A 12,535-nucleotide genomic window follows, 5' to 3' on the forward strand; every position below is an offset into this window, starting at 1 on the left:
AACGGGCTTCCGTTAACGATTAAGACTGTGACGAGGAAATGAGATGATGCCGATGATTAAATCCCCGCATGGCGAGGGTGGCTGCGTATGCGCCCCTCCTGCTACTGACTGGACTCCGCCCCCTTTGCTTCCCTTGCTAAACAGGTTTGATTTCAGGTTGACACGACCGCAAACCTTATTACGCAGGGGAGGCAGCAATTATGGCTATTAATTCACCACTGAATATTGCTGCGCAACCCGGCAAAACCCGTCTGCGAAAATCACTGAAATTGTGGCAGGTGGTAATGATGGGTCTGGCCTATCTCACGCCGATGACCGTATTTGATACTTTTGGTATTGTCTCCGGCATTAGCGACGGTCACGTTCCGGCGTCCTATTTGCTGGCGCTGGCGGGCGTGCTGTTTACCGCTATCAGCTACGGCAAACTGGTTCGCCAGTTTCCGGAGGCCGGTTCGGCCTATACCTACGCGCAAAAGTCGATTAATCCGCACGTCGGATTTATGGTCGGCTGGTCATCACTGCTGGATTATCTCTTTTTGCCAATGATCAACGTTTTGTTGGCGAAAATCTATCTCTCCGCCCTCTTCCCGGAAGTGCCGCCGTGGGTGTGGGTGGTAACCTTCGTCGCCATTTTAACCGCCGCGAATCTGAAGAGCGTCAACCTGGTCGCTAACTTCAATACCCTGTTTGTACTGGTGCAAATCTCCATCATGGTGGTGTTTATCTTCCTGGTGGTTCAGGGACTGCATAAAGGAGAAGGCGTTGGCACCGTCTGGTCACTTCAGCCGTTTATCAGCGAGAACGCGCACCTGATCCCGATTATTACCGGTGCGACGATTGTCTGTTTCTCGTTCCTCGGTTTCGATGCGGTGACCACGCTTTCGGAAGAGACGCCGGACGCCGCACGCGTGATCCCGAAAGCCATCTTCCTGACGGCGGTATACGGCGGCGTTATCTTTATCGCGGCGTCGTTCTTTATGCAGCTGTTCTTTCCCGATATCAGCCGCTTTAAAGACCCGGACGCCGCACTGCCTGAAATTGCGCTGTACGTCGGCGGTAAGCTGTTCCAGTCGATTTTCCTTTGCACCACGTTTGTGAACACGTTAGCGTCTGGCCTGGCCTCACATGCCAGCGTGTCACGTCTGCTGTATGTGATGGGGCGCGACAATGTGTTTCCGGAGCGCGTGTTTGGCTATGTGCATCCGAAATGGCGGACTCCGGCACTGAACGTCATTATGGTCGGGATTGTCGCGATGTCGGCGCTGTTCTTCGATTTAGTTACCGCCACAGCGTTAATTAACTTCGGCGCGTTGGTAGCGTTTACCTTCGTTAACCTGTCGGTGTTCAACCACTTCTGGCGGCGCAAAGGAATGAATAAAAGCTGGAAGGAACACTTCCACTATTTATTAATGCCGCTGGTTGGCGCGCTGACGGTGGGCGTGCTGTGGATTAACCTCGAAGCCACCTCGCTGACGCTGGGTCTGGTATGGGCTTCGTTAGGCGGCGCATATTTGTGGTATCTGATCCGCCGCTATCGCAAAGTGCCGCTGTACGAAGGTGACAGAACGCCAGTGAGCGAAACGTAATAGTCGGATGCGCGCCGCATTATCCTGCCTGAGGGTAATGCGCCGCGCCATTAACTATAAAAAGATGTATGACCCGGATCACGAGTGCTATCATCCGCCCTTATGCTTAGCGCATTAACCCCAGGGGCAAATAATGAACCACGATATCCCGCTAAAATATTTTGATATTGCCGATGAGTACGCGACCGAATGCGCAGAGCCTGTCGCAGACGCTGAACGCACACCGCTGGCCCACTACTTCCAGTTACTGCTCACCCGTTTGATGAACAATGAAGAGATCAGCGAAGAAGCCCAACATGAAATGGCTGCTGAAGCGGGGATTAATCCCGTACGCATTGATGAGATCGCAGAGTTTTTGAATCAATGGGGTAATGAGTAATTATTTAATTGCAGACGATCGGTCAGTATCGTTGTCCGGATAAAGCGTTCACGCCGCATCCGGCTAACAATGACACGCACTGCAGCGTGCTTTAATGGGTTTCTCACGATCGTACCGCTCTGCTCCTCGCTAAGTTGTTCTGTGAGTTATAGTTATAGAGAAATCACGGGTACGAATGTTGAACAGATGGCGACGCCACCTGTTCAACGACCAACCACACGGCCCTCATTACGACCCCTGAACACAAACGGTAATGGCAAATGTCATTAAATATTAGTAAGATAGCCTCTTTACATAAAATCCCTTAATATTATGCGCCAGGTATTATCGTCTCTTTTGGTGATTGCTGGACTTGTGAGTGGTCAGGCAATCGCCGCGCCTGAATCCCCCCCGCATGCTGATATCCGCGACAGCGGTTTTGTCTATTGCGTCAGCGGGCAAGTCAACACCTTTAACCCATCCAAAGCGAGCAGTGGGTTAATTGTCGATACCCTTGCCGCCCAGTTTTATGATCGACTGCTGGATGTCGATCCCTATACCTATCGCCTGATGCCGGAACTTGCCGAAAGCTGGGAAGTACTCGACAACGGCGCGACCTATCGCTTCCACCTGCGTCGCGATGTTCCGTTTCAAAAAACCGACTGGTTTACTCCCACTCGTAAAATGAATGCCGACGATGTGGTGTTTACCTTCCAGCGAATTTTTGACCGCAACAACCCGTGGCATAACGTCAACGGCAGCAACTTCCCCTACTTCGACAGCCTGCAATTTGCCGATAACGTGAAAAGCGTCCGCAAACTGGATAATCATACCGTTGAGTTCCGACTCGCCCAGCCGGATGCTTCTTTTTTGTGGCACCTCGCAACCCATTATGCTTCGGTCATGTCGGCAGAATATGCCCGGAAGTTAGAGAAAGAAGATCGCCAGGAGCAACTCGACCGTCAACCGGTCGGCACCGGTCCGTATCAGTTGTCGGAATACCGCGCCGGGCAATTTATTCGCCTACAACGTCATGATGACTTCTGGCGCGGTAAACCGTTAATGCCGCAGGTAGTGGTGGATTTAGGCTCCGGCGGCACCGGACGTCTGTCGAAACTCCTGACCGGGGAATGCGACGTTCTGGCCTGGCCTGCTGCCAGCCAGCTATCCATTTTGCGTGACGACCCGCGCTTGCGTTTAACGCTGCGTCCTGGGATGAACGTCGCCTATCTGGCATTTAACACCGCCAAACCGCCGCTAAATAATCCCGCTGTCCGCCATGCACTGGCACTGGCGATTAATAACCAGCGCCTGATGCAATCCATCTATTATGGTACGGCTGAAACGGCGGCCTCTATTTTACCGCGCGCCTCGTGGGCCTATGACAACGAGGCTAAAATTACTGAATACAATCCGGCGAAATCGCGCGAACAGTTGAAGGCGTTGGGGCTGGAAAACTTAACGCTGAAACTGTGGGTGCCCACACGTTCGCAGGCGTGGAACCCCAGTCCACTGAAAACTGCCGAACTGATTCAGGCGGATATGGCGCAGGTTGGCGTAAAAGTGGTGATTGTGCCGGTAGAAGGTCGCTTTCAGGAGGCGCGGTTGATGGATATGAGCCATGATCTGACGTTATCCGGTTGGGCGACGGACAGTAACGACCCGGACAGTTTCTTCCGTCCTTTACTGAGCTGCGCGGCAATTCATTCACAGACCAACCTCGCCCACTGGTGCGATCCGAAATTCGACAGCGTGTTGCGTAAGGCGCTCTCCTCGCAGCAGCTGGCGGCGCGTATTGAAGCCTATGACGAAGCGCAGAGTATTCTGGCGCAGGAATTGCCCATTTTGCCGCTGGCGTCGTCATTGCGTTTGCAGGCCTATCGGTACGATATCAAAGGTCTGGTACTTAGCCCGTTTGGTAACGCCTCCTTTGCTGGGGTGTATCGCGAGAAACAGGATGAGGTGAAAAAACCATGATTATCTTCACCTTACGCCGCATTTTGTTATTGATTGTCACCTTGTTCCTGCTGACCTTCGTTGGCTTCAGCTTGAGCTATTTCACCCCTCATGCGCCGTTACAAGGCGCGTCACTGTGGAATGCCTGGGTGTTCTGGTTTAACGGCCTGATCCATTGGGATTTTGGTGTTTCCAGCATTAACGGTCAACCGATTGCCGAACAGTTAAAAGAGGTCTTCCCGGCGACGATGGAACTGTGCATCCTCGCCTTCGGTTTTGCGCTGATTGTTGGCATCCCCGTGGGGATGATTGCCGGGATTACGCGCCATAAGTGGCAGGATAACTTGATCAACGCCATCGCCTTACTGGGCTTTTCAATCCCGGTGTTCTGGCTGGCGCTTCTGTTGACGCTGTTTTGTTCACTCACGCTAGGTTGGTTGCCCGTTTCAGGGCGTTTCGATCTGCTCTACGAAGTGAAACCGATTACCGGTTTTGCGTTGATTGATGCCTGGCTTTCGGACTCACCATGGCGGGATGAAATGATCATGAGCGCAATCCGCCATATGATATTGCCCGTGATCACCCTGTCGGTTGCGCCAACAACTGAAGTGATCCGCCTGATGCGTATCAGCACTATCGAAGTGTATGACCAGAACTATGTAAAAGCGGCGGCGACCCGCGGTTTGTCGCGCTTTACTATTTTGCGTCGCCACGTTCTGCATAACGCGTTACCGCCGGTTATTCCTCGCCTGGGCTTACAGTTTTCCACCATGCTGACGCTGGCGATGATCACCGAAATGGTTTTTAGCTGGCCGGGTTTAGGGCGCTGGTTAATTAACGCCATCCGCCAGCAGGATTACGCAGCCATTTCCGCCGGAGTGATGGTGTGTGGATCACTGGTCATTATTGTTAACGTGATTTCTGATATTTTGGGTGCCATGGCTAACCCTCTGAAACATAAGGAATGGTATGCCTTACGATAGCGTATACAGCGAAAAGCGCCCGCCGGGCACGCTGCGTACCGCCTGGCGCAAATTTTATAGTGACGCCTCTGCGATGGTCGGCCTGTACGGCTGCGCGGGGCTGGCTGTACTGTGTATTTTTGGCGGCTGGTTTGCGCCTTACGGCATCGACCAGCAATTTCTCGGTTATCAATTATTGCCGCCGTCATGGTCGCGCTATGGCGAAGTTTCTTTCTTCCTGGGGACTGACGACCTCGGACGCGATGTTTTAAGCCGTTTACTGAGCGGAGCTGCGCCAACCGTGGGTGGCGCATTTGTGGTGACGCTTGCCGCGACGATCTGTGGCCTGGTACTGGGCACCTTCGCCGGGGCGACACACGGCCTCCGCTCAGCGGTGCTTAACCATATTCTGGATACCTTACTGGCGATCCCTTCGCTGCTGTTGGCAATTATCGTTGTAGCGTTTGCCGGACCGAGTTTGTCCCACGCTATGTTTGCTGTCTGGCTGGCATTGCTGCCGCGTATGGTACGTTCGATTTACAGCATGGTGCATGACGAACTGGAAAAAGAGTACGTTATCGCCGCCCGTCTGGATGGCGCATCAACGCTGAATATTCTCTGGTTTGCTGTGATGCCAAACATCACCGCCGGGCTGGTCACCGAGATCACCCGCGCACTGTCGATGGCAATTCTCGATATCGCCGCGCTGGGCTTTCTCGATCTCGGCGCACAACTCCCCTCGCCTGAATGGGGAGCGATGCTCGGTGATGCGCTGGAACTGATTTATGTCGCCCCGTGGACTGTCATGCTGCCAGGTGCGGCAATTATGATTAGCGTGTTGTTGGTTAACCTCCTTGGCGATGGCGTTCGTCGTGCGATTATTGCGGGGGTGGAATAATGCCATTACTCGATATTCGTAACCTGACCATTGAATTTAAAACCGGTGATGAGTGGGTTAAAGCCGTCGACCGGGTAAGTATGACCTTAACCGAAGGTGAAATCCGCGGTCTTGTTGGTGAATCCGGTTCCGGCAAGAGTTTGATTGCGAAAGCGATTTGTGGGGTGAATAAAGATAACTGGCGTGTTACTGCTGACCGTATGCGTTTTGATGATATCGATTTGCTGCGTCTCTCCGCACGCGAACGGCGCAAACTGGTTGGCCATAACGTGTCGATGATTTTCCAGGAACCGCAGTCGTGTCTTGACCCTTCAGAACGTGTGGGTCGCCAGTTGATGCAAAACATCCCAGCCTGGACCTATAAAGGCCGTTGGTGGCAGCGTTTTGGCTGGCGCAAACGCCGTGCCATTGAACTGCTGCACCGCGTGGGGATTAAAGATCACAAAGATGCGATGCGCAGTTTTCCCTATGAGTTGACCGAAGGTGAATGTCAGAAAGTGATGATAGCCATTGCACTGGCGAATCAACCGCGTCTGCTGATTGCTGACGAACCGACCAACTCAATGGAGCCAACAACCCAGGCGCAAATCTTTCGCCTGCTGACGCGTCTCAACCAAAACAGCAATACCACTATTTTGCTTATCAGCCATGACTTACAAATGCTTAGCCAATGGGCGGATAAAATTAACGTGCTTTACTGCGGTCAAACAGTGGAAACCGCGCCGAGTAAGGAGTTGGTGACGATGCCACATCATCCTTATACCCAGGCGCTGATCCGCGCGATACCAGACTTCGGCAGCGCGATGCCGCATAAAAGTCGCCTCAATACGCTGCCCGGCGCTATCCCACTGCTGGAACAGTTACCGATTGGTTGTCGTCTGGGGCCACGTTGCCCGTATGCACAACGAGAATGCATTGTGACGCCACGTTTGACGGGGGCGAAAAATCATCTCTATGCCTGTCATTTCCCGCTGAACATGGAGAAAGAGTGAGATGATCGAAACGCTGCTTGAAGTGCGTAATTTAAGTAAAACGTTCCGCTACCGGACCGGCTGGTTTCGTCGTCAGACCGTAGAAGCGGTAAAACCCTTGAGCTTTACGCTACGTGAAGGCCAGACACTGGCGATTATTGGCGAGAATGGTTCGGGTAAATCCACGCTGGCAAAAATGCTGGCGGGAATGATAGAGCCTACCAGCGGCGAGTTATTGATTGACGATCATCCACTGCATTTTGGCGATTATTCCTTCCGCAGTCAGCGTATTCGCATGATTTTTCAGGATCCTTCGACCTCGTTGAATCCCCGTCAACGTATCTCGCAAATTCTGGATTTTCCACTGCGCCTGAACACCGACCTGGAACCGGAACAGCGTCGCAAACAGATTATTGAAACGATGCGTATGGTTGGGCTGCTACCGGATCACGTCAGTTACTATCCGCATATGTTGGCACCCGGACAAAAACAGCGTCTGGGTCTGGCGCGCGCGCTGATATTGCGCCCAAAAGTCATTATTGCCGATGAAGCCCTCGCTTCACTGGATATGTCGATGCGTTCGCAGTTGATTAATCTGATGCTGGAATTACAGGAAAAACAGGGCATTTCGTATATTTATGTTACCCAGCATATCGGAATGATGAAGCACATTAGCGACCAGGTGCTGGTGATGCATCAGGGCGAGATTGTCGAACGAGGCAGCACCGCGGATGTGCTGGCATCGCCGCTGCATGAACTCACCAAACGGCTGATTGCCGGGCACTTTGGCGAAGCATTGACAGCGGATGCGTGGCGTAAAGATCGCTAATTTTCTGAATCCTCCTTCCAGATTATCCACCTCATTCTGACAAGAGATTAAATCTTGTCAGAATGAGGTGATGGATAAAATAAAATCAAATGCGCGTGATTTAAGACGCAATCTCACTTTGCAGGAACGAAAGCTCTGGCGATATCTTCGCAGCCGACGTTTTGGTGATTTCAAATTTCGCCGTCAACATCCGGTGGGGAGCTACATTCTCGATTTTGCTTGCTGCTCGGCGCGCGTAGTCGTTGAGCTGGATGGTGGGCAGCATGATTTGGCAGTTGCCTATGATACCAGGCGCACTAGCTGGCTTGAGTCGCAGAGCTGGACCGTGCTGCGTTTCTGGCATAACGAGATTGATTGTAATGAGGAGGCGGTGCTGGAGATTATTCTGCAGGAACTGAACCGCCGGTCACCCTCACCCTGAAAGGGCGAGGGGGCCGACCGAGCCGAATAGCTGTTGTGGTGAAAACATGGAGACAGTGCTGGAGAATATTCGGCAAGGTCTGAACCGTCCCAGCCATCGCCCTGAAAGGGTTAGGGGGCTGTATAAGCCTGTTTGTTGCTGGGGTGACAATATTTGCACAATACGGTCCCCTCGCCCCTCTGGGGAGAGGATTAGGGTGTGGGGAAAAGCGCCCACCCTGCCCGCACCCTGCTCCGGTCGGACCTGGCAGCTATAGCCACTCACAGCCAGGTTGATTATAATAACCGTTTATCTGTTCGTACTGTTTACTAAAACGACGAATCGCCTGATTTTCAGGCACAACAAGCATCAACAATAAGGATTAAAGCTATGGGTTTTCTTTCCGGTAAGCGCATTCTGGTAACCGGTGTTGCCAGCAAACTATCCATCGCCTACGGTATCGCTCAGGCGATGCACCGCGAAGGAGCTGAACTGGCATTCACCTACCAGAACGACAAACTGAAAGGCCGCGTAGAAGAATTTGCCGCTCAATTGGGTTCTGACATCGTTCTGCAGTGCGATGTTGCAGAAGATGCCAGCATCGACACCATGTTCGCTGAACTGGGGAAAGTTTGGCCGAAATTTGACGGTTTCGTACACTCTATTGGTTTTGCACCTGGCGATCAGCTGGATGGTGACTATGTTAACGCCGTTACCCGTGAAGGCTTCAAAATTGCCCACGACATCAGCTCCTACAGCTTCGTTGCAATGGCAAAAGCTTGCCGCTCCATGCTGAATCCGGGTTCTGCCCTGCTGACCCTTTCCTACCTTGGCGCTGAGCGCGCTATCCCGAACTACAACGTTATGGGTCTGGCAAAAGCGTCTCTGGAAGCGAACGTGCGCTATATGGCGAACGCGATGGGTCCGGAAGGTGTGCGTGTTAACGCCATCTCTGCTGGTCCGATCCGTACTCTGGCGGCCTCCGGTATCAAAGACTTCCGCAAAATGCTGGCTCATTGCGAAGCCGTTACCCCGATTCGCCGTACCGTTACTATTGAAGATGTGGGTAACTCCGCGGCATTCCTGTGCTCCGATCTCTCTGCCGGTATCTCCGGTGAAGTGGTCCACGTTGACGGCGGTTTCAGCATCGCTGCAATGAACGAACTCGAATTGAAATAATCATTCTGTTGGTAAATATTGGGCGGCGTTCTGCCGCCCGTTATCTCTGTTATACCTTTCTGATATTTGTTATCGCCGATCCGTCTTTCTCCCCTTCCCGCCTTGCGTCAGGATAACGATTTCCTTTACGACCAAGGAGCGCCCATGGAACAACGCCACATCACCGGCAAAAGCCACTGGTATCATGAAACGCAATCCAGTACTGCGGAGTATGACGTTCTGCCTCTGGTCCCGGAAGCCGCAAAGGTCAGCGATCCCTTTCTGCTCGACGTGATCCTTGATGAAGAAACGCTGGCTCCCTTCCTTTCATGGCTGGTCCCTGCGCGCGTTCTTGCAGTGGAATTGTTCCCTGACCAGCTTACCGTGACCCGTTCACAGACCTTCACCGCTTATGAACGCTTGTCTACGGCCCTGACGGTTGCTCAGGTTTGCGGCGTCCAGCGGTTATGTAACTACTATTCGGCGCGACTTACGCCGCTCCCCGGGCCTGATTCCTCCAGGGAAAGCAATCATAGGTTGGCACAAATCACGCAATATGCCCGCCAACTGGCTAGCTCGCCTTCTATTATCGACAACCGATCGCGCCAGCATCTGAATGACGTCGGTCTTACTGCCGGGGACTGTGTGATCATTAACCAAATCATTGGTTTTATTGGCTTTCAGGCGCGGACCATTGCGACATTTCAGGCTTATCTCGGGCACCCGGTACGCTGGTCACCCGGTCTGGAAATACAAAACTACGCCGACGCGTCACTGTTTGCTGATGAATCAATACGCTGGCGAAGCAGCTATGAGGTGGAAAAACTACCTGAAGAGTACACAAAAAGTTCAACAGCAGAACTTTGCCAACTGGCCGAAACACTCTCTCTCCACCCTATTTCACTTTCCCTTCTCGAAAGGTTGTTAAACAGTACACGGGTTAATACACAGCCGGATAATAAGCTTGCGGCGTTGTTATGCGCGCGGATAAATGGCAGTCCTGCTTGTTTTGCCGCCTGTATGGATTCATCAAATGAATATAAAAAAATCAGCCCCCTTCTGCGCAAGGGCGAAAATGAAATTAACCAATGGGCTGACCGTCATTCTGTTGAGCACGCTACCGTTCAGGCGATACAATGGCTGACCCGAGCACCCGATCGCTTTAGCGCCGCCCAGTTCAGCCCTTTACTCGAACACGAAAAATCATCAACGCAGATTATTAATCTGCTGGTATGGAGCGGGCTGTGTGGCTGGATAAATCGCTTAAAAATCGCGTTGGGTGAGACATATTAACCTTGCCGCGTCAGACAGATTCGCGTAAAACTGTCAGCCGCTCTAATGGCCACCAAAATAGACAATTATGTTTCAGGACAACCCGCTGCTAGCGCAGCTTAAACAGCAACTGCATTCCCAGACGCCACGCGCTGAAGGGGTGGTAAAAGCCACAGAAAAAGGCTTTGGCTTCCTGGAAGTCGACGCGCAAAAAAGTTATTTCATTCCGCCGCCGCAGATGAAAAAAGTCATGCATGGCGACCGAATTATCGCGGTGATCCACAGTGAAAAAGAACGTGAATCCGCAGAGCCAGAAGAACTGGTTGAACCGTTCCTGACTCGTTTCGTGGGTAAAGTTCAGGGCAAAAATGACCGTCTGGCCATCGTTCCTGATCATCCACTCTTAAAAGACGCCATTCCTTGCCGCGCAGCCCGTGGCCTGAACCACGAGTTTAAAGAAGGCGACTGGGCGGTTGCCGAAATGCGCCGTCATCCGCTGAAAGGCGATCGTTCTTTCTATGCTGAACTGACACAATACATCACTTTTGGTGACGACCACTTTGTACCGTGGTGGGTTACCCTTGCGCGCCATAATCTGGAAAAAGAAGCACCAGACGGCGTCGCTACCGAAATGCTCGATGAAGGTCTGGTTCGTGAAGATCTGACCGCGCTGGATTTTGTCACCATCGACAGTGCCAGCACAGAAGATATGGATGACGCCCTTTTCGCTAAGGCGTTGCCGGATGACAAACTTCAGCTGATTGTGGCGATTGCCGATCCAACCGCGTGGATTGCTGAAGGCAGCAAGCTGGACAAAGCCGCGAAAATTCGCGCATTCACCAACTATCTGCCTGGCTTCAACATCCCTATGCTGCCTCGCGAGCTTTCTGACGATCTCTGCTCACTGCGCGCCAATGAAGTCCGCCCGGTACTGGCATGCCGCATGACGCTCTCCGCTGATGGCACCATTGAAGATAATATCGAATTCTTTGCCGCCACCATCGAATCCAAAGCAAAGCTGGTGTATGACCAGGTTTCTGACTGGCTGGAAAATACCGGTGACTGGCAGCCTGAAAGTGAAGCAATTGCCGAACAAGTCCGTTTGCTAGCGCAAATTTGCCAACGCCGCGGCGAGTGGCGTCATAACCACGCACTGGTGTTTAAAGATCGCCCGGATTACCGCTTTATTCTCGGTGAAAAAGGTGAAGTGCTGGATATCGTCGCCGAGCCTCGTCGCATTGCCAACCGTATCGTCGAAGAAGCGATGATTGCCGCTAACATTTGTGCGGCCCGCGTACTGCGCGATAAGCTCGGTTTTGGCATCTATAACGTGCATATGGGCTTTGATCCGGCGAATGCCGACGCGCTGGCAGCGTTGCTGAAAACGCACGGTCTGCATGTCGATGCCGAAGAAGTGCTCACGCTGGACGGTTTCTGCAAACTGCGTCGTGAACTGGATGCGCAACCAACTGGTTTCCTCGACAGCCGCATTCGTCGCTTCCAGTCATTTGCTGAAATTAGCACTGAACCCGGTCCTCACTTTGGCCTCGGTCTGGAAGCATACGCCACCTGGACTTCGCCGATCCGTAAATATGGCGACATGATCAACCACCGTCTGCTGAAAGCGGTTATCAAAGGCGAAACTGCGACGCGCCCACAGGATGAAATCACTGTCCAAATGGCCGAGCGTCGCCGTCTCAACCGGATGGCAGAACGTGATGTTGGCGACTGGTTATACGCACGCTTCCTGAAAGACAAAGCCGGGACCGACACCCGTTTCGCGGCGGAAATTGTCGATATCAGCCGTGGCGGCATGCGTGTGCGTTTGGTTGATAACGGCGCTATCGCCTTTATTCCGGCACCTTTCTTACACGCTATGCGCGATGAACTGGTTTGCAGCCAGGAAAACGGCACTGTACAAATTAAAGGTGAAACGGTTTACAAAGTAACTGACGTTATTGACGTCACCATTGCCGAAGTCCGCATGGAAACCCGCAGCATTATTGCGCGCCCGGTCGCGTAATCTCCTTTCACGGCCCATTCCTCATGGATGGGCCGTTTATTTCCCCGCTCTACCTTCGTTATATCCAGGCAGATTTTTTAACTGACTTTCGTTTGAAAACTGGCGTTTTTCCAAAACTGGAT

Annotated in this window: 12 protein-coding genes; all 12 read left to right on the forward strand. The window is 52.5% G+C overall.

Features of this window, described 5'->3' with window-relative positions; translation table 11 throughout:
- Positions 1-46 precede the first annotated feature (46 nt).
- The 12 genes from E0D98_RS00465 to rnb all read left to right on the forward strand — a co-directional run bounded on the left by E0D98_RS00465 (position 47) and on the right by rnb (position 12,413).
- Positions 47-211, forward strand: a complete 165-nt coding sequence (locus tag E0D98_RS00465; protein WP_122985272.1) for a hypothetical protein — start codon at positions 47-49, stop codon at positions 209-211.
- Complete coding sequence (gene puuP / locus E0D98_RS00470; protein WP_000996861.1) at positions 201-1,586, forward strand: putrescine/proton symporter PuuP; 1,386 nt, start codon at positions 201-203, stop codon at positions 1,584-1,586. Before E0D98_RS00465 ends, puuP begins: the two co-directional genes overlap by 11 nt.
- A gap of 133 nt (positions 1,587-1,719) precedes the next feature.
- On the forward strand, positions 1,720-1,965 hold the full coding sequence (locus tag E0D98_RS00475) for a DUF2543 family protein (protein WP_001015099.1): 246 nt from the start codon (positions 1,720-1,722) through the stop codon (positions 1,963-1,965).
- A gap of 312 nt (positions 1,966-2,277) precedes the next feature.
- Positions 2,278-3,921 (forward strand): ABC transporter substrate-binding protein SapA, encoded by a 1,644-nt coding sequence (gene sapA, locus E0D98_RS00480; RefSeq protein WP_001250213.1) that lies wholly within the window; start codon positions 2,278-2,280, stop codon positions 3,919-3,921.
- Positions 3,918-4,883, forward strand: coding sequence for a putrescine export ABC transporter permease SapB (gene sapB / locus E0D98_RS00485; RefSeq protein WP_000583277.1), 966 nt, complete (start codon positions 3,918-3,920; stop codon positions 4,881-4,883). Before sapA ends, sapB begins: the two co-directional genes overlap by 4 nt.
- The gene (gene sapC / locus E0D98_RS00490) at positions 4,870-5,760 is read left to right on the forward strand and encodes a peptide ABC transporter permease SapC (protein ID WP_001146163.1); all 891 of its coding nucleotides are present in this window, start codon (positions 4,870-4,872) and stop codon (positions 5,758-5,760) included. The genes sapB and sapC overlap by 14 nt, the downstream gene beginning before the upstream one ends.
- Positions 5,760-6,752 (forward strand): peptide ABC transporter ATP-binding protein SapD, encoded by a 993-nt coding sequence (sapD, locus tag E0D98_RS00495; protein WP_001128858.1) that lies wholly within the window; start codon positions 5,760-5,762, stop codon positions 6,750-6,752. The genes sapC and sapD overlap by 1 nt, the downstream gene beginning before the upstream one ends.
- A 1-nt stretch (position 6,753) precedes the next feature.
- Positions 6,754-7,560 (forward strand): peptide ABC transporter ATP-binding protein SapF, encoded by an 807-nt coding sequence (gene sapF / locus E0D98_RS00500; protein ID WP_001460831.1) that lies wholly within the window; start codon positions 6,754-6,756, stop codon positions 7,558-7,560.
- Between the two features lie 67 nt (positions 7,561-7,627).
- A complete protein-coding gene (locus E0D98_RS00505; RefSeq protein WP_000968850.1) occupies positions 7,628-7,981 on the forward strand; it encodes a DUF559 domain-containing protein in 354 nt (117 codons plus the stop codon).
- Positions 7,982-8,350: 369 nt separating this feature from the next.
- On the forward strand, positions 8,351-9,139 hold the full coding sequence (gene fabI, locus E0D98_RS00510; RefSeq protein WP_000506490.1) for an enoyl-ACP reductase FabI: 789 nt from the start codon (positions 8,351-8,353) through the stop codon (positions 9,137-9,139).
- 144 nt (positions 9,140-9,283) lie between these two features.
- Positions 9,284-10,411, forward strand: a complete 1,128-nt coding sequence (locus E0D98_RS00515) for a CMD domain-containing protein (protein WP_050877148.1) — start codon at positions 9,284-9,286, stop codon at positions 10,409-10,411.
- A gap of 67 nt (positions 10,412-10,478) precedes the next feature.
- Positions 10,479-12,413 (forward strand): exoribonuclease II, encoded by a 1,935-nt coding sequence (rnb, locus tag E0D98_RS00520; RefSeq protein ID WP_000484982.1) that lies wholly within the window; start codon positions 10,479-10,481, stop codon positions 12,411-12,413.
- Positions 12,414-12,535: the final 122 nt, after the last annotated feature.

The sequence above is a fragment of the Escherichia sp. KCJ4928 genome (assembly GCF_004352695.1).
GTDB lineage: Bacteria > Pseudomonadota > Gammaproteobacteria > Enterobacterales > Enterobacteriaceae > ECMA0423.

Bases quoted from the DNA above. Each gene is read 5' to 3' on its own strand.
- E0D98_RS00465 (WP_122985272.1), top strand. From the start codon at position 47: ATGCCGATGATTAAATCCCCGCATGGCGAGGGTGGCTGCGTATGCGCC.
- puuP (WP_000996861.1), top strand. From the start codon at position 201: ATGGCTATTAATTCACCACTGAATATTGCTGCGCAACCCGGCAAAACC.
- E0D98_RS00475 (WP_001015099.1), top strand. From the start codon at position 1,720: ATGAACCACGATATCCCGCTAAAATATTTTGATATTGCCGATGAGTAC.
- sapA (WP_001250213.1), top strand. From the start codon at position 2,278: ATGCGCCAGGTATTATCGTCTCTTTTGGTGATTGCTGGACTTGTGAGT.
- sapB (WP_000583277.1), top strand. From the start codon at position 3,918: ATGATTATCTTCACCTTACGCCGCATTTTGTTATTGATTGTCACCTTG.
- sapC (WP_001146163.1), top strand. From the start codon at position 4,870: ATGCCTTACGATAGCGTATACAGCGAAAAGCGCCCGCCGGGCACGCTG.
- sapD (WP_001128858.1), top strand. From the start codon at position 5,760: ATGCCATTACTCGATATTCGTAACCTGACCATTGAATTTAAAACCGGT.
- sapF (WP_001460831.1), top strand. From the start codon at position 6,754: ATGATCGAAACGCTGCTTGAAGTGCGTAATTTAAGTAAAACGTTCCGC.
- fabI (WP_000506490.1), top strand. From the start codon at position 8,351: ATGGGTTTTCTTTCCGGTAAGCGCATTCTGGTAACCGGTGTTGCCAGC.
- E0D98_RS00515 (WP_050877148.1), top strand. From the start codon at position 9,284: ATGGAACAACGCCACATCACCGGCAAAAGCCACTGGTATCATGAAACG.
- rnb (WP_000484982.1), top strand. From the start codon at position 10,479: ATGTTTCAGGACAACCCGCTGCTAGCGCAGCTTAAACAGCAACTGCAT.